The following is a 16,216-nucleotide window of genomic DNA, read 5'->3' as shown; positions in this document are numbered from 1 at the left end:
GCCGTTGTTCGTGCCTTCCTCGGTCGCGACCTTGTTTGGCCGCATTTTGCCGCATATTGAGGCCTTCGGCCCGCGATGCAATCCGGGGGTCGCATGTGTTTGCCTGGAGATCCTGATGTCGCTTCCCGTTCGCACGCTCGGCACCGCCGCGTTGTTGGTCGTGCTCGGCACCACCGCCTGTACGCCGGTGCGGACGCATCAGGGCTATGTGGTCGATCATGACCTGGTCGCTTCGGTGCAGCCTGGGATCGATACCCGCGATTCGGTGCTGCAGACGCTCGGCCACCCCAGCTTTACCAGCCAGTTCAACGAGGGCGAGTGGTTCTATGTCGCGCGCGACAGCAGCAACTTCGCCTTCCGCAATCCCAAGGTAAAGACCCAGACCACGCTGCGCGTCCGGTTCGATCCGAGCGGGAACGTCGCCTCGGTGGACGAAACCGGGGTGGATCTCGTCGCGTCGATCAGCCCTTATGGCAAGACCACGCCGACCCTGGGCCGGCGCCGCAGCTTCTTCTCCGATCTGTTCGGCAATATCGGTACGGTCGGCGCGCCCGGGGCTGGTGGCGCCCCCGGCAGCGGTGGCGGCGGCCAGTAAGCCGTTCCTGTCGTTTCGCTGACGATTGCGTTCGCGGATCGTTCAGCGGGGCTTCTGCATTTCCGGTCTCAAGCCGGTCCCAGGATCGGCGGGCTTGACCAGTATGGAGAAGACCGATGAAGAAGCTCGTACCCATCGCCTTGCTGACCGCGATCGCGGCGCCTGCGCTGCTGGTGCCGGCAACTGCGATTGCGCAGTCCCAGGCGGAACTGCGTGGCGACCGACGCGACATCCGTGATGCGGAACGTGACCTGCGACGTGCGGAGCGCACCGGCGACCCGCGCCGCATTCACCAGGAGCGCCGCGACCTGCGCGATGCGCACCGCGAATATCGCGAGGACCTGCGCGACCGCGACCGTCGCTGGGCAGACAATGACTGGCGTAGCTGGCGCGATCACAATCGCGCGCTCTATGCGCGCGGCGAGTGGCGCGCCCCGTTCCGCTACAACCGGTTTCAGCCCGGCGCGCGGATCGGCACCGCCTATTACGGGCCGCGCTACCTGATCGGAGATCCGTGGCGCTACCATCTGCCCCAGCCGGGTCTCGGCCGCGCCTGGGTGCGGCACTATAACGATGTGTTGCTGGTCGACACGCGACGTGGCGCGGTGATTCGCGTCCTGCCCGGTTTCTACAGGTAACCGCCAAAAAGAACCGGCCGCGCCCGAAGGGCCGGCCGGTTCGAAAGTTCGGGTGTCCAAAAGCATCGGATTCGGAGGAAACGCCTGATCGGTAATCCGAGTTCCGCAGCAGCTCCCGTGACTTGGCAACGGGCAACACGCTCGCAAACCTTTGCTGCGAATATGCATATATAGGTTGATATAGGATAGTCGATTCTAGATAGTAACCGCGTCCGACTCGGATACTTCGCTTGGGGCTGGAGCGATGATCATCGACGCGATCGATGCGGTGAACCGCGAACTATTTGCCGTATCCGTTGTATTCATGCTGATCGGCGGGGTTGATGACCTACTGATCGATTGCCTCTACATTTTATTGCGTGTGCGAGGATCTGTCCGTCCGGTGAAAGGGTTGCCGGAAGATTGCGCCGAGTGCTCGCATCGCTTTGCCGTCTTCGTGCCGGCATGGGATGAGTCCGCCGTCATCGAGCCGATGCTGCGAGCGATGCTCGCGCGTTGGCCATCGCAGCACTATCGCATCTATGTCGGCACCTATCCCAACGATTCGCCCACCATCGCGGCGGTGGCGCGCGTGGCACAAGGGGATGCTCGGGTACGGCTGGTCATCGGAGCGCATGCGGGGCCGACGACCAAGGCGGACTGCCTCAACGGTCTGTGGAGGGCGCTGGAACGCGACGAGGCGGCGGAGGATGCGGCCTTCACCGCGATCGTGCTGCACGATGCCGAAGACGTGGTCCATCCGCAGGAGCTTGCCGTCTATGCCGCCTCGATCGAGCGCAACGGTGCCGTGCAGCTGCCGGTCACGCCGCTGCGCCAGCCTGGATCGCTGCTCGTCTCCGGCCATTATCTTGACGAGTTTGCCCAGTCTCACGGACTCACCCTGCTCGTGCGGCAGATGCTGGGCGCCAGCCTGCCACTGGCCGGTGTCGGCTGCGCGATCCGTTGTGACGTATTGCGCCGGATCGCCGCGACGCGCGGCCAGCCCTTCGACGCGACCAGTCTGACCGAGGACTACGAACTGGGCCTCGCCTTGCGCGCGATGGGCGAGCGCTGTGCGTTTGTGCGGGTGGCAGAGTCCGCCGGCGGACCGCCGGTGGCCGTGCGGGCCTATTTCCCGGCGACGGTCCCCGCATCGGTGCGGCAAAAGGCACGCTGGATGGCGGGAATAGCGCTTGCCGGCTGGGATCGCACCGGCTGGGGGCGGCCCTGGGACTGGTGCGATCACTGGATGCGAATGCGCGACCGCCGCGTCACGCTGGCGATGCCGGTGCTCGCCATCGCCTATGCGAGCCTGCTGCTGTGGGGCCTCTCCAGCGGCGTGCATGGCTGGACGGGAACCGCCCCGCCGCCCCTGGACGCGTGGCTCGCTACCGGCATTGCGCTCAACATGGCGCTGCTCGGCTGGCGATTGCTGGTGCGGATGCTGCTCGTGACGCGACTCTATGGCATCGGCGAGGGCCTGCTCTCGGCCCCGCGCATGATCGTCGCGAACTATATCGGCTTGCTCGCGGCGCGGCGGGCGCTGAGCATCTATGTTCGGCTGCTGCTGGGCGGCCCGGTGCGGTGGGACAAGACTGCGCACCATTTCCCCGACGCGGGGGCGGCTTCCATGGCATCTGCCGCAACGGCTGCGGCATGAGCGCCCGGGGCCATGGGCGACCCTTGCGGTTCGTCGGCGCGGTCGTACTCGGCTGGATCGGGGTGCGGGTGGCGATGCTGTCGCCGCAGGACGCGCCCGCCACGCCGCCGCCAGCATCGTTGCCGATCCCCCCTTCGATGTTCCGACACCGGTCGTTGATCGTGGAACGGGCTCCGCTGCCGGTGCGCGCGTTCTCCGGATCGACCGCGCATTCCGTGCCGTTCGCGAAGCCGCAGCCGGCACCGTTCAGCGCGGCACTTGTACCTGCGGCATTCTCCCTGCCGCCCGACGAACAAGCGTCAGCCTCGCAGATCGGGTCGACGCTCCCGCGACCGCAGCCGCCGGCTGCGGCAAACCCTGCGTTTCCGGTCGTGCCGCTGCCCTATCACGATCGCTGGCAGCTCAGCAGCTGGCTGGTCGTGCGGCCGGGCCGCGGCATTGGCGCGGCGCCCGGCGCTGGCCAGCTCGGGGGAAGTCAGGCCGGCTTCCGCCTCGCCTTTCGCCCGATCGCGCGTCGTCGACTGGCCGGCTATGCGCGCGTTGCCGGGCCGCTGCGGGGCCGCGGCACCGAGGCGGCGATCGGGATCGACTGGCAGCCGCTGCGGGCACCGGTCCGGCTTGTGTTGGAGCATCGGGTGGCGCTGGACGGGGTGCATGGCGGCCCCGCCGTGGGTGTGGTCACGGGGCTCACCGAGTCGATCGCGCCGGGCTTCCGGCTGGAAGCCTATGGCCAGGCGGGCGCCATCCGGCGGGCGCGGACGGAGCGCTATGCAGACGGCGCGTTGCGCCTGATCGGCGAGGTTGTCCAGCGCCGCACGATTCGCCTTGCGCTCGGCCTAGGGGCATGGGGGGCTGCGCAGCGCGAGGCCCAGCGGCTCGACCTTGGGCCGACGCTGGTAGCCACGCTGCCGATCGGCGCGGCGCAGGCGCGGCTCGCACTGGACTGGCGCCAGCGTGTGGCGGGCAACGCTCGGCCGGGCTCCGGCGTGGCGATCACCCTTGGCAGCGACTTCTGAAGGCGGGGATCGCAAAAGCACCGGTTCGCCCTTTCGCACGCCGTCCGAAACGGGCTAGGTCTAGGCCCGCATGGATCTGTACCTTCCCATCGCCAACCTATCGGTCAACGCGCTCGTGATCGTGGCGCTGGGGCTAGGCGTGGGTCTCCTCTCCGGCATGTTCGGGGTGGGCGGGGGGTTCCTCACCACGCCGCTGCTGATCTTCTACGGCATCCCGCCGACCGTGGCAGCGGCCTCCGCGGCAAGTCAGGTGACCGGGGCCAGCGTCTCGGGCGTCTTCGCGCATTTCCGCCGCAAGGGGGTGGACGTGCAGATGGGGGCGGTGCTCGTCACCGGCGGCATCCTCGGCAGCCTGCTGGGGGCATGGCTGTTCAAGCTGCTGCAGGCCAGTGGCCAGATCGACGTCGTGATCGGCATCCTCTACGTGGTGCTGCTCGGCTCGATCGGTGGATTGATGGCCAAGGAATCGGTCGGTGCGATCCGGGTTTCTCGCGGTGCCAAGCCGCCCAAGGCGCGCAAACGGCGCCATCATCCGCTGGTCGCCGCGCTGCCCTTCCGCTGGCGCTTCTATGCCTCGGGCTTGTACATCTCGCCGCTCGCACCGCTGCTGCTCGGCGTGTTCACGGGCGTGCTGACCATGCTGCTGGGCGTGGGCGGCGGATTCATCCTGGTGCCGGCGATGCTCTACATCCTCGGCATGGGCACGCAGACGGTGGTCGGCACCTCGCTGTTCCAGACGCTGTTCACCACGGCCGTGGCGACGATGGTGCACGCGACGACCACCAAGGCGGTCGACATCGTCCTGGCGATCCTGCTGCTGGTCGGCTCGGTGATCGGCGCACAGCTCGGCGCGCGCTTCGCGGCGAAGGCCAAGCCCGAATATCTGCGGCTGATCCTCGCGCTGATCGTGCTAACGGTCGCCGCGCGCATGCTGCTCGGCCTCGCCTGGCGGCCGGACGAGCTCTATTCGGTGGGCGCGGCGTGAGAAAGGCCTGGGCGCTGGTGCTGTTCGCGCCGCTGCTGATGGCGCAGGCAAAGCCCGAGCTGGTACCCGATGTGTCGCAGCGCGACATCGAGATCGCCTACAGCTTCACCGGCGCCGAGTTGCTGCTGTTCGGCGCGATCCTTTATCCGGGCGGCAGCGCCCCGCAGCAGGGCGAGCGCCCGGCGGATATCGTGGTGGTGATCAAGGGCCCCACGGAGTCGGTGGTGGTTCGGGAGAAGTCCAAGGTCGCCGGCATCTGGGTCAACGCCGCGCAGATGCGCTATCGATCGGCGCCCAGCTTCTATGCGATGGCCTCGTCGCGACCGATCGGCCAGCTGGTGGATGAGCGGACCCGGGCCATCTATGAACTCGGCCTTGACAGCCTGCAGCTTTCGCCAGCCTCGGGCGCGGCACCCGAAGTGCAGCAGCGCTTCGATCAGGGCCTGGTCGATCTCAAGCGGCGCACCGGGCTGTTCTACGAGGCGCCGGGCGCGGTCGAGATCACCGGCGGCGTGCTCTACCGCGCGCGGCTCACCATCCCGGCACGGGTGCCGGTGGGCCGGTTCACCGCCGAGACCTTCCTGATCCGCGACGGGCGGGTGCTGGCGGCGGCGGTGCGGCCGATCGCGATTCGCAAATCGGGGTTCGAGCGCTTCGTGGCCACCAGCGCCGATCAGCACAGCATCGTCTACGGCCTGGTGGCAGTGGGCGTCTCCTTCCTGTTCGGCTGGGGGGCGGGCGCGCTGTGGCGCCGATTCTGATCGGTACGCACACCCCGTCTTAACTCCCTCCGTTGCATCCCCTGTCCGCCTTTTTGGGGGATGCACGATGGAAGGCCAGTTTCGCGTCGGCGGGTTCGAAAGCGAGGAGCGCAGCAGCAGTGCGCCGGGCCCGCGCCTGTCCGGCGGCCCCCGCGCGATCGGCGCGGTCTTCGAGATAGCGGGTGCATCCAGCCAGGTGCTGCTCGATCTCGCCGAAGTCGATGCGCTTGCCGGGAGCGGCGACACCGCTCTTGCCAATGCCGGGCAAGTGGGCGCGCAGGTCAAGATCCGGGTGGGCAACGCGTGGCTGGTCGCGAGCATCCGGACGGCGCGGCTCGATCCCTCGGGCAAGCGGATCGCGGCGGCGATCGATTTTCTTGGCGAGGGCGACGAGGAGCGGCTGACCGGCAAGCTCTACCGCTTCCGCCGTGGCGTCACCCGCTATCCCACGCCGGGTGCGGAGGTGTTCCCGGTCAACACTGCCGATCTGCGCCAGATCTACGCGGCCGAGGATCGCGCGCATATCGAGGCCGGCACCGTCTATCCTACCCGCGATATCCGTGCCGCGCTCTATGTCGATGCGATGCTGGGCAAGCATTTCGCTCTGCTGGGTTCCACCGGTACCGGCAAGTCGACCGCAGCGGCGCTGATCCTGCACCGCATCTGCCAGCTGGCGCCCCAGGGCCATGTCGTGATGATCGATCCGCACGGCGAATATGGCCGGGCCTTCCAGCACAACGGCGCGCTGTTCGACGTATCCAACCTGCAATTGCCCTATTGGCTGATGAACTTCGAGGAACATTGCGAGGTGTTCCTCACCAGCGCCGGGCCCGAGCGGCAGGTGGACGCCGACATCCTCGCCAAATGCCTGCTCGCCGCGCGCGCCAAGAACCGGATCGGGCAGGAGATCGGCAGGCTTACCGTCGATGCGCCGGTGCCCTATCTCCTGTCGGACCTCACCAACGCCCTCACGCTCGACATGGGCAAGATGGACAAGGCGACCGACACGGCGCCCTATCTTCGACTGAAGAGCAAGATCGACGAGGTGAAGGGCGATCCCCGGTATGCCTTCATGTTCTCAGGCATGCTCGTCGCGGACACCATGGCGGCGTTCCTCGCGCGCATCTTCCGCTTGCCCGGCGGCGGCAAGCCCATTTCAATCATCGACGTGTCGGGGGTGCCGAACGAGATCACCAGCGTCGTCGTCGCAGTGCTCAGCCGGATGGTGTTCGACTATGCAATCTGGTCGCGGGGCGAGGCGAAGCGGCCGGTGCTGCTCGTCTGCGAAGAGGCGCACCGCTATGTGCCGAACGAGCGCAATGCCGATGGCTCCTCGGTCGGGCGGATCCTCAGCCGGATTGCCAAGGAAGGGCGTAAGTACGGGGTGTCTCTGGGGCTGATCACCCAGCGACCCTCGGACCTCGCCGAAGGCGTGCTCTCCCAGTGCGGCACCATCCTGTCGATGCGGCTCAACAACGAGCGCGACCAGGCCTTCGTCCGCGCGGCGATGCCGGAGGGTGCGCGCGGCTTCCTCGATGCGATCCCGGCGCTCCGCAACCGGGAATGTATCGCGGTGGGGGAAGGCGTGGCGACGCCGGTGCGACTGTTGTTCGACGATCTCGAGCCGGAGAAGCGCCCGGCCTCGGACGACCCGCTCTTCTCCGAGCTGTGGCGTGAGGCAGGCGGCGAGGAGGCGAGCATCGAGCGGACCATCCGCCGCTGGCGGGCGCAGGGGCGATAAGTCAGCAGTACGCCGTTGTCCCAGCGCAAGCTGGGCGGACGACCGTCTACTCCGCCGCGTCCTTCTGCACGCCGTGGCCAACGGGGACCGCCATCAGTCCGTGCAGCTTCGCCCGGAACGCGCCCAGCGCCCCGCCAGTGAGGCGGCGCACCGACACGAACGACACCGCGCGCGGATTGACCGCCTGGCCGTTGCGGGTCGTTTCGAAATGCAGATGCGGGCCGGTCGACAGGCCGGAATTGCCGCTGCGGCCGATCTGCTGGCCCTTGCGCACCGACTGGCCGGGGCGGACCATCACCTTGCTGAGATGCGCATAGCCGGTGGCGAAGCCGCCGCCATGATCGATCCGCACGAGATTGCCATAGCCCGAGGCACCCCCTGCCACGCGCACGACGCCGTCGACCGCGGCATAGACCGGTGAGCCGTAGGGCGCGGCGATGTCGATGCCCTTGTGCATGCGGTTGAAGCCGAGAATTGGGTGCATCCGCATGCCGAAGGCAGAGGAGAAGCGGCCGTTGACCGGCATGTTCATCATGCCATTCCGGCCGCCGGTGCCGCTGGCATCGAACCACTCGGTCTTGCCGTCGCTTTCCCAGGGCGCGAGCTGGATGCCGTTCGCGCAGCCGGTGACCCCTGCGTACATCAGCTGGCCGTACTGAACCTCGCCGGTGGCGGCGCGGGCCTGGCCGAGGATCATGTCGAACCTGCACGAGGATCCCAGCTTCGAGACCGAGACACGGCTGGCCAGCGTGCGCAGGAAGCCTTCCACTGCCTTGGCGGGCGCGCCGGCGGCGCGGGCGGAGCGATAGAGGCTGGATCCGATCAGGCCCTGCACGCGCAGCGGCGTGCGATCGATCGCTATCGGGATCGACCGGATCGCCAGCGCAGCGCCCGTGCGGACAATCTCGATGCGCCGGTCAAATGCGGCACGGAAGGCAAGCTTCTCGAGGGGACGCGGCTGCGACGTGTCGACGCGGCGGCCCAGGGTCATTTCCAGCACGGTGTTGCGCTGGATCTGGCCGAGCGGCATCGCGCCCGACACGAGGGTGGCGACGATCCCGGCATCCGCTTCGCCGACGCCCGAGCGCTGCAGCACGCTGCGCAGCATCGTGCCGCTTCCCAGCCGCGCTTCATGCTCGATGATCGGCCGCTCCGGCGTGTCGGTCAGCGGCTTGACCAGGACGGTCGCGGCGACGTGGGTGCCGGTGCGCGCGCCTTTCGCGAGCGGCGCGATCGCCTGCGCCTGCTGCGCCTCGTTCGCCTCACCTCGCAGCGGCGCGGGCGCGATCCCGATGATCGGCCGATCGAAACCGGGGGACAGCATCCAGGTAGCAGCGCACAACGCCGCGCAGGTTGCCGCGCCACGGAACCATGTGCGCGAGCCGATATCGGCACCGAGATCGGGGACGAGGTCCAGCGTCGCCAGCCGCTTGCCGATCCGCGCCGGGACCACGACCGCCGGTATCGCGCGCGCCAGGCCCCCGCCGCCACCGGCCAGGCCCGAGCCATGATCGTCGCGAAAGAACAAGCGGTGCTGCCCCTAAGACCCGTTTGCGCGCGGCAAAAGCGGCGCGTCCATCGAATCACTCTGGAATCATGCCCTTAAAGTCAAATTAAGTTTGGAATCCGTGGACTCCCTGCGCGGTGACCCGTGCGGAACGTGCGGTGAAGGGACCGAACCGGCCGCAACCGTCGCGGATCTGTAGAAATGCGGTGCGAGGGAGTTGCCTAACGCCGCCCGGACGACGATCTTGAAAGCAACATGAGCCAGTTCGCCCGTTCGCCCGTCACGGCAGTGCTGGGGCCCACCAATACCGGCAAGACCCACCTCGCCGTCGAGCGGATGTGTGGCCATGCCAGCGGCATGATCGGCTTCCCGCTGCGGTTGCTGGCGCGCGAGGTGTATGACCGCGTCGTCCGGATGAAGGGCCCGACCGAGGTCGCGCTGATCACCGGCGAGGAAAAGATCCTGCCGCCCAAGGCGCGCTGGTTCTGCTGCACGGCCGAGAGCATGCCGCTGGAGCGCGAAACCGCGTTCGTCGCTCTCGACGAGGCGCAATTGGGTGCCGATCCGGAACGCGGCCATGTCTTCACCGATCGCCTGTTGCGCGCGCGGGGTCGCGAGGAGACGATGATCCTCGGCTCGGACAGCCTGCGGCCGATGCTCAAGGCGCTGGTGCCCGAGGCCGAGATCGTCGGCCGACCGCGCTTTTCGACGCTGAGCTATGCGGGCGCCAAGAAACTGTCCCGCCTGCCGCGTCGCTCGGCGATCGTCGCCTTCTCGGCGGAGGAAGTCTATGCGGTGGCGGAGGCTCTGCGGCGGCTGCGCGGTGGCGCGGCGGTGGTGATGGGGGCGTTGTCGCCCCGCACGCGCAACGCCCAGGTGGCGATGTTCGAGGCGGGCGAGGTCGACTATCTCGTCGCTACCGACGCGATCGGCATGGGGCTCAACATGGATGTGCACCATGTCGCCTTCGCCTCGCTCCACAAGTTCGACGGGCGCCGCCAGCGCCGGCTGACCATCGCCGAGATGGCGCAGATCGCCGGTCGCGCCGGGCGGCACCAGAAGGACGGCACCTTCGGCGCGCTCCACGAGGAGGGGCCGAGTGCCTTCACCCCCGAGGAAGTGCTGGCGATCGAAGGGCACCAGGTGCCCAGGCTCGAACATCTCTATTGGCGCGAGGGCGAGCCCGATTTCGCCAGCATCGACGCGCTGGTCGCGAGCCTGGAGCGCAAGCCGCAGGCCGAGGTGCTGCGCGCCGCACCACAGGCGACCGACCTCGCGGTGCTCAAGCGGCTGGCCGAGGAGGATTGGGTGCGCGCGCGGGTGCGCTCGCCCCGCGCCGTTGCCCGGTTGTGGGCGGCCTGCGGGTTGCCCGACTTCCGCAAGCTCGGCGTGGATCCGCATGCACGCTTCGTGGGAAGACTGTTCGGGCATCTCTCCGAAGGGCGGGGACATGTACCGCACCAATGGTTTGCCGACGAGATTCAGCGGCTCGACAATATGGGCGGCGATGTCGAGACGCTCGCGGGGCGCATCGCCGCGGCACGCAGCTGGGCCTATATCGCCCACCGCGCCGACTGGCTGGAAGAGCCCGCGCACTGGGCCGAGCGGACGCGGGCGATCGAGGAGAAGCTGTCCGACGCGCTCCATGCCAGCCTCACCCAGCGCTTCGTCGACAAGCGCACGACCGTGCTGCTGCGCCAGATCGGCGCGGACGCCTCCACCCTGCCGGTGACGATCGGCCCCGAGGGCGAGGTGAGCGTCGAGGAGCATCCGCTCGGCACGCTCGAAGGTTTCCGGTTCAAGGTCGCGGCCGAGGCACGTGCGGGGGACAAGCGGATGCTTCTCGCGGCGGCCGAGAAGCGACTGGCGGGGGAGTATCGCAGGCGTGGCGCCGCGTTGGCAGATGCGCCGGATGCGGAGCTGGTACAGATCGGCGCCGCGATCCACTGGCGCGGGCATGATGTTGCGCTACTCAAGCCCGGTGCGAATCTGGTGCGTCCGCGCGTGCAGCTGGATCGCGCGCTCGACGTTCTGGACCCGCAGGCCAAGGCCGCGGTGCAGGCGCGGCTGGAGCGCTGGTTTGCCGAACGCGTGGCCGCCGACCTGCCGGTGCTCGCCAAGCTGGACGCGATCACCCGCGAGTCGGCCGCCGGCGCGCCGCTGCGCGCGCTGGCCAATGCGCTCCTCGAACAGGGCGGGCTGCTGCCGCGCCGCGCCGCCGGTGGGATGATCGAGGCATTGGATGGTGCCGCCCGGCACCGGCTGCGCAAGATCGGGATGACGATCGGCACGCTGGATGTGTTCGCGCCGGCGCTGCTCAAGCCGCGCGCCGCCACGCGTCGCCGTGCGCTGATGGGATTGGAATGCGGCCCGCCGGACGCTGCGGTCGTGCTGCCGCGCGATGCGAAGGGTGCCGATCTCCTCCACGGCTTCCGACCCTTCGGCGCGCAGGCCGTGCGGGTCGACTTGGTCGAGCGGATCGCCCAATCGGCCCATGATGCGCGGCAGGGGCGCAAGCCGTTCGCACCCGATCCTGCACTCGCCACCTCGATCGGCCTCAAGCCCGATACGATCGCGCGGCTGATGGCGCAACTCGGCTTCCGCACCGCGCGCGGGGATGCCGACGCACCGCAGCGCTGGATCTGGCAGGGCCTGACGCCGCTTGCCAAGCCCAAGCCGGTCTCGGTGCCCGGAAACGCGTTTGCAGCGCTGGCGGTGCTCCGCAATGGCTGAGGCGCCCGGCCATGGCCCCGCCATGCGGCTCGATCGCTTCTTATGGTACGCGCGGATCGTGAAGACGCGAAGCGCCGCGCAGGCGCTGTGCGAGAAGGGCCTGCTGCGGATCGACGGCCGGCGCGTGGAACGCTCGTCTGCCTCCGTGCGCATCGGCGCGATCCTGGCCTTCCCGATCCAGGGCAAGGTGCGGGTCCTCCGCGTCGAGGCATTGCCCATCCGCCGTGGCCCACCGGGCGAGGCGCGTGCCTGCTACGAGGATCTCGTCACCGATCGCGGCGTTCAGGAGATGTCCGGCGATTGACGTGAGCGTCGGCCGCGCATAGCAGGACCCCCGCATTGATCGTTCGCAACCAAGGACCGTTTTCCCAATGACCTATGTCGTCACCGACGCGTGCATCCGGTGCAAGTACATGGACTGTGTCGAGGTCTGTCCGGTCGACTGTTTCTACGAAGGCGAGAACATGCTCGTCATCAATCCGAGCGAATGCATCGATTGCGGCGTGTGTGAACCGGAATGCCCGGCCGAGGCGATCCTGCCGGATACCGAGAACGGCCTGGAAAAGTGGCTCGAGCTCAACCGGACCTATTCGGAGCAGTGGCCGAACATTACGGTCAAGGGCGAAGCGCCGGCCGACGCCGATGCGATGAAGGCCGAGACCGACAAGTTCGACAAATATTTCTCGCCGAACCCCGGCTCGGGCGACTGAGCGTCGGCAGCCCTGCTGCGCGGCGTGAGCGGCCCGAAATGGAGCATGCGCATGGATTTCTGCGCGGTGCGGGTGACCTTTCACTGGTAATTTTATTACGAGCGTGTTAAATAGCGCGCGACGAAGGCAGAAAGACTCGCCTTCGCCCGGAGACGCTAGCGTATGCCCCGTGTTTTCCCGTCCGCCGCGTACCGCGCGCCTGGGCGGGGTCCGCAATCCAACCGGGGCCGGTAATTCACGAAAGGTTCCTCGCACATGGCTGCAAAGGCGCTGTCCTTCGATGTCGGCGATTATGTCGTTTACCCCAAGCACGGCGTTGGCCGTGTGATCGAGCTGCAGAAGCAGGAAATTGCTGGAATGCAGCTCGAACTTTACGTCCTGCGTTTCGAAAAAGAGAAAATGACGCTCCGCGTGCCGACCAACAAGGCCGAGAGCGTGGGCATGCGCAAGCTTTCCAGCGACAAGACGCTCAAGGAAGCGCTGGATACGCTCAAGGGTAAGCCCAAGGTCAAGCGCACCATGTGGTCGCGCCGCGCCCAGGAATATGAAGCGAAGATCAACTCGGGCGACCTGGTGTCGATCGCCGAAGTGGTCCGCGACCTGTTCCGCGCCGACGACCAGCCCGAGCAGAGCTATTCCGAGCGCCAGATCTTCGAAGGCGCGGCCAGCCGCCTCGCCCGCGAGCTGGCCGCGATGGAAGAGATCGACGAGCCGGCGGCGCTGGAGAAGATCCTGGACATCCTGCGCAAGGCCGCGGCGATCCACAACAAGGACAAGGTTCCCGCCTGAGGCGCGGATCCGGACCGGACGCAAGAGGGGGCGGAACCTTGGGTTCACGCCCCCTTTTCGTTGCGCATCGATTGTGTATTATGGGCACAACACACGATCGGGAGACCCGCCATGCGTTCGCTGCTTATCCTTGCCCTGCTGCCCGTCGCCACCGCCTGTCACGCGAGTTGGGACGATGCCAAGGGCACCAAGATCGAACCGAGCGGCGCCGGCACCAGCCGCACGTTCGCAGCGAGCGGCTTTACCGGCGTGGCTTTGAAGGGCTCGGACGATATCGACGTTCGGACCGGGGGCGCCTTTTCGGTGCGGGCGGAGGGGGATCCTGCCGTGCTCGATCAGCTCGAGATCCAGCTGGACGGCAAGACGCTCAACGTCGGGCGCCGCAAGCGCGCCGGCGTGATGTGGGACAAGGGTAATGCTGCCAAGATCCACATCGTCATGCCGCGGCTGAGCGATGGCGCCGTCGCAGGGTCGGGCACGATGCGGATCGATCGCGTCGAGGGCAAGTTCGACGGCGCGGTTGCAGGATCGGGCGATCTCGACATCGCCGCGATGGCCGCCAGCGAGGCGTCGCTGTCGATCGCAGGCTCGGGCAACATCGCGGTGGCCGGTAGGGCGGACAAGATGGACGTGTCGATCGCAGGCTCGGGCGATCTGCGCGGGCAGCAGTTCACCGCCAAGGGCGCCGACATCTCCATCGCGGGTTCCGGCAGCGTGCGCGCGAACGTGGCGGGGCCTGCCTCGGTCTCGATCCTGGGATCGGGCGACGTCGAACTGCGCGGCGGGGCACAGTGCAAGGTGAGCAAGATGGGCTCTGGCACCGCAACCTGTTCGTGAAGTCTGCGCCCCGATAGTCGGTGTTCCACAGGATTTTCGTGCAACCGGGTGTGAACGCCCAATAATGGCGGCCGGCCGGTTGCCGAAACGATCCCGTTGATATTAGGAACGTCACAGCGTTTTACGTTCGAACATGTCGGGGGGAAGTATGAAGCACACTGCGCTGGCGCCGCTGGCCGTCCTTTTGCTGGCAAGCGCCTGCAGTGGTGGGGGCGGGGGTGGATCGAGCGGCGGCGGCGTGGTGGTCGTCGCACCCACCCCGACGCCGACACCCACTCCGACGCCGACGCCCACTCCTACCCCCACGCCGGTTCCGACGCCGACGCCCAGCCCGACCGCGCTGCTTCCGCCGACCCCGCTCGCGGCGGATGAGAACTGGTCGACGCTGCAGCGCGATCCCGGCCACACCGGATATGTTCGCGCAAGCTTCGCAACGGCAAGCTTCGCCGATGCCTGGACGATCGGCGCGGCAGGTGCGCCGAGCGAGGTCGCCGCACGTGCCGGCAGCGTGTTCTTCAACGTCGTGAAGTCAGATCGGCACGTCTATACCTATGCCGTCTCGACCACGACCGGCGCGACGCAGTGGGGCTTCGACGTCGGAACGAGCGGCTACGCGCCCGATCGGCGCCCGTACGGCCCGGCCTATGCAAACGGCCGGGTCATGTCGATGCCGTACAACATGACTTCCGGTTCTGTGCCGATGCAGATCATCAATGCGGCGACCGGCGGCTATGTAAGCACGGTCACCTATGACGCGCAGTTCAGCGACGGCAGCGTTCCGACCCCGGTCGGCGACGAACTATTTTTCAGCTCGGGCTATTACGGCAACGTCGTGTTCGGCGCGAACGTGGTGACGGGCGATCGCCTGTGGCGCGCCGAGATCGGCGGCCAATATGGCGGCTATGTGATGGACGGCGAGAGCGTCGCAGTCGATCAATATTATGTCTATTATTTCCAGGCGGGTTCGCTCGTGGTACTGAAGCGGAATGGCACGCTGGCCAAATCCATCCAGAACCCGTTCTTCACCCGCACCGGGATCAGCTATTCTGGCAGCTATGTCGGTGCGCCCATGCTGGACAGCAACGGGCATATCTTCACCTTCACGGACAATCGTCAGCGTGGAGATGCGTTGCCGATCGCGGCCTATTCGCTGTTTGCGGACAAGCCGCTGTGGCGCACCGGCTACAGCTATATCGGCGATCCCGCCGTGCGCGCGGACCGGCTGTACGCAGCGCGCTCGGCAAGCACGATCGTCGATCTGATCGACACGTCGACGGGCCTGGTCGCCGGGTCGATCGACGTGGGCGGCACCGGCAACCTGACGAGCAACGTCGTGGTATCGGACAGCCACCTGTTCGTGTCGAACGGCGCGACCACCTACGCGGTCGATCTGACCAAGAGCAACTACCCGGTCGTCTGGAAGACCACCTATGGCGGCTCGCTGGCGATCACGCCGGAGGGCTATCTGATCATCTCGACGACCACCGGCCTGCACGGTGTGAAGCTGAAATAAGGCCTGCCGGCCGCCGCGCCTGGGCCGGGACTGCGAGCCCGGGCGTGCGCCGGTCAGGCGGCCAGCGGAAAGCGCAGCAGCTTGTGTGCCGTCGCCACCAGCGCCTCGGCCCCGGGCCCCACCGCGCGCACGATTTCGGGATGGCCCGCGTCCAGGCCTCCGGTAAGTGCCCCGAAGGCCGGCAAGATCAGCTTGGTGCCGGTCGCGACGAAGCAGCGCCGCGCGACATGACGCCCGCGCACGGTCAGCCGCAATTTGGGGTGGAAATGGCCGGACATTTCCGGTCGCGCCTCATCGGCTTCGGCCTCATGGCGCAGCACCAGCCCGTCCACCTCGGCTTCCTCGTGCACCGTGCCGCCGCAATGATCGACCAGCACCGCATCATGGTTGCCGGTGATCCAGTGCCAGGCGAGGCTGCCGGTGAGCCCGGTGAGCATCGCGCGCGCCTGGGCGGGCAGGCGCTCGCAGCCTTCCACGTCGTGGAAGCTGTCTCCCAGGCACCAGAGCTCGGTGGGGCCGAGGCGCTCGACGATCGTCGTCAGCGCCGAAAGCGTCGCGATCGTGTCGTACGGCGGCAGCATCTGGCCGCTGAGCGCGAACCAGCTCGCCTTCTCGAAATGCAGGTCGGCGACGAGCAATGCGCGCCGCGCCGGCCAGTAGAGCGCGCCCTCGGGCAGCACGCGAAACTCATGGCCGGCGAACGAAAGGGGAACCATCGGCGTCCTATCCCGCGTCCATTCGCCGGCGTCAAC

General features: G+C 67.6%; 15 protein-coding genes. 13 read left to right on the top strand and 2 right to left on the bottom strand.

Translation table 11 applies throughout. The annotated features are described in order from the left end of the window. Positions 1-115 precede the first annotated feature (115 nt). The 7 genes from OIM94_RS10915 to OIM94_RS10885 all read left to right on the top strand — a co-directional run bounded on the left by OIM94_RS10915 (position 116) and on the right by OIM94_RS10885 (position 7,375). Positions 116-595 carry an outer membrane protein assembly factor BamE gene (locus OIM94_RS10915; RefSeq protein ID WP_264606758.1) on the top strand — a complete coding sequence of 160 codons (480 nt, stop codon included), beginning with the start codon at positions 116-118 and terminating at the stop codon, positions 593-595. A 116-nt stretch (positions 596-711) separates the two neighbouring features. Then, entirely contained in the window at positions 712-1,233 is a 522-nt protein-coding gene (locus tag OIM94_RS10910) for an RcnB family protein (protein WP_264606757.1), read from the top strand. Between the two features lie 244 nt (positions 1,234-1,477). Next, entirely contained in the window at positions 1,478-2,872 is a 1,395-nt protein-coding gene (locus OIM94_RS10905; RefSeq protein ID WP_264606756.1) for a glycosyl transferase family protein, read from the top strand. Beyond that, positions 2,869-3,888 (top strand): hypothetical protein, encoded by a 1,020-nt coding sequence (locus OIM94_RS10900; protein WP_264606755.1) that lies wholly within the window; start codon positions 2,869-2,871, stop codon positions 3,886-3,888. The genes OIM94_RS10905 and OIM94_RS10900 overlap by 4 nt, the downstream gene beginning before the upstream one ends. 70 nt (positions 3,889-3,958) lie before the next feature. Continuing rightward, positions 3,959-4,873, top strand: coding sequence for a sulfite exporter TauE/SafE family protein (locus tag OIM94_RS10895; protein WP_264606754.1), 915 nt, complete (start codon positions 3,959-3,961; stop codon positions 4,871-4,873). A gap of 38 nt (positions 4,874-4,911) precedes the next feature. After that, complete coding sequence (locus OIM94_RS10890; RefSeq protein WP_264609884.1) at positions 4,912-5,634, top strand: TIGR02186 family protein; 723 nt, start codon at positions 4,912-4,914, stop codon at positions 5,632-5,634. 67 nt (positions 5,635-5,701) lie between these two features. Continuing rightward, entirely contained in the window at positions 5,702-7,375 is a 1,674-nt protein-coding gene (locus OIM94_RS10885; RefSeq protein WP_264606753.1) for an ATP-binding protein, read from the top strand. Positions 7,376-7,421: 46 nt separating this feature from the next. Here OIM94_RS10885 and OIM94_RS10880 read toward each other — a convergent pair whose 3' ends face one another. After that, a complete protein-coding gene (locus OIM94_RS10880) occupies positions 7,422-8,903 on the bottom strand; it encodes a M23 family metallopeptidase (protein ID WP_264606752.1) in 1,482 nt (493 codons plus the stop codon). A 234-nt stretch (positions 8,904-9,137) separates the two neighbouring features. Between OIM94_RS10880 and OIM94_RS10875 the strand changes: the two genes are divergently transcribed. The 6 genes from OIM94_RS10875 (at position 9,138) to OIM94_RS10850 (ending at position 15,464) form a co-directional block, all read left to right on the top strand. Continuing rightward, entirely contained in the window at positions 9,138-11,615 is a 2,478-nt protein-coding gene (locus OIM94_RS10875; RefSeq protein ID WP_264606751.1) for a helicase-related protein, read from the top strand. Then, positions 11,608-11,919, top strand: a complete 312-nt coding sequence (locus OIM94_RS10870) for an RNA-binding S4 domain-containing protein (RefSeq protein WP_264606750.1) — start codon at positions 11,608-11,610, stop codon at positions 11,917-11,919. Before OIM94_RS10875 ends, OIM94_RS10870 begins: the two co-directional genes overlap by 8 nt. Before the next feature lie 67 nt (positions 11,920-11,986). Then, positions 11,987-12,325, top strand: a complete 339-nt coding sequence (fdxA, locus tag OIM94_RS10865) for a ferredoxin FdxA (protein WP_264606749.1) — start codon at positions 11,987-11,989, stop codon at positions 12,323-12,325. Between the two features lie 255 nt (positions 12,326-12,580). Next, positions 12,581-13,114, top strand: a complete 534-nt coding sequence (locus OIM94_RS10860; protein ID WP_010545041.1) for a CarD family transcriptional regulator — start codon at positions 12,581-12,583, stop codon at positions 13,112-13,114. Between the two features lie 111 nt (positions 13,115-13,225). Further along, entirely contained in the window at positions 13,226-13,951 is a 726-nt protein-coding gene (locus tag OIM94_RS10855) for a head GIN domain-containing protein (RefSeq protein ID WP_264606748.1), read from the top strand. A 148-nt stretch (positions 13,952-14,099) separates the two neighbouring features. Next, on the top strand, positions 14,100-15,464 hold the full coding sequence (locus OIM94_RS10850; protein ID WP_264606747.1) for a PQQ-like beta-propeller repeat protein: 1,365 nt from the start codon (positions 14,100-14,102) through the stop codon (positions 15,462-15,464). Between the two features lie 53 nt (positions 15,465-15,517). On the opposite strand, the gene pdeM is transcribed toward OIM94_RS10850, so the two are convergent. Further along, entirely contained in the window at positions 15,518-16,180 is a 663-nt protein-coding gene (pdeM, locus tag OIM94_RS10845; protein WP_264606746.1) for a ligase-associated DNA damage response endonuclease PdeM, read from the bottom strand. Positions 16,181-16,216: the final 36 nt, after the last annotated feature.

It is taken from the genome of Sphingomonas sp. R1 (assembly GCF_025960285.1).
Taxonomy (GTDB): domain Bacteria; phylum Pseudomonadota; class Alphaproteobacteria; order Sphingomonadales; family Sphingomonadaceae; genus Sphingomonas.
The sequence above is the reverse complement of the archived record's forward strand: the minus strand, read 5'-3'. Positions and strand labels throughout refer to the sequence as shown.

What these genes read in the sequence shown, in the direction of transcription:
- OIM94_RS10915 (WP_264606758.1), top strand. Translation starts at nt 116, where the DNA reads ATGTCGCTTCCCGTTCGCACGCTCGGCACCGCCGCGTTGTTGGTCGTG.
- OIM94_RS10910 (WP_264606757.1), top strand. Translation starts at nt 712, where the DNA reads ATGAAGAAGCTCGTACCCATCGCCTTGCTGACCGCGATCGCGGCGCCT.
- OIM94_RS10905 (WP_264606756.1), top strand. Translation starts at nt 1,478, where the DNA reads ATGATCATCGACGCGATCGATGCGGTGAACCGCGAACTATTTGCCGTA.
- OIM94_RS10900 (WP_264606755.1), top strand. Translation starts at nt 2,869, where the DNA reads ATGAGCGCCCGGGGCCATGGGCGACCCTTGCGGTTCGTCGGCGCGGTC.
- OIM94_RS10895 (WP_264606754.1), top strand. Translation starts at nt 3,959, where the DNA reads ATGGATCTGTACCTTCCCATCGCCAACCTATCGGTCAACGCGCTCGTG.
- OIM94_RS10890 (WP_264609884.1), top strand. Translation starts at nt 4,912, where the DNA reads ATGGCGCAGGCAAAGCCCGAGCTGGTACCCGATGTGTCGCAGCGCGAC.
- OIM94_RS10885 (WP_264606753.1), top strand. Translation starts at nt 5,702, where the DNA reads ATGGAAGGCCAGTTTCGCGTCGGCGGGTTCGAAAGCGAGGAGCGCAGC.
- OIM94_RS10875 (WP_264606751.1), top strand. Translation starts at nt 9,138, where the DNA reads ATGAGCCAGTTCGCCCGTTCGCCCGTCACGGCAGTGCTGGGGCCCACC.
- OIM94_RS10870 (WP_264606750.1), top strand. Translation starts at nt 11,608, where the DNA reads ATGGCTGAGGCGCCCGGCCATGGCCCCGCCATGCGGCTCGATCGCTTC.
- fdxA (WP_264606749.1), top strand. Translation starts at nt 11,987, where the DNA reads ATGACCTATGTCGTCACCGACGCGTGCATCCGGTGCAAGTACATGGAC.
- OIM94_RS10860 (WP_010545041.1), top strand. Translation starts at nt 12,581, where the DNA reads ATGGCTGCAAAGGCGCTGTCCTTCGATGTCGGCGATTATGTCGTTTAC.
- OIM94_RS10855 (WP_264606748.1), top strand. Translation starts at nt 13,226, where the DNA reads ATGCGTTCGCTGCTTATCCTTGCCCTGCTGCCCGTCGCCACCGCCTGT.
- OIM94_RS10850 (WP_264606747.1), top strand. Translation starts at nt 14,100, where the DNA reads ATGAAGCACACTGCGCTGGCGCCGCTGGCCGTCCTTTTGCTGGCAAGC.
- pdeM (WP_264606746.1), bottom strand. Translation starts at nt 16,180, where the DNA reads ATGGTTCCCCTTTCGTTCGCCGGCCATGAGTTTCGCGTGCTGCCCGAG.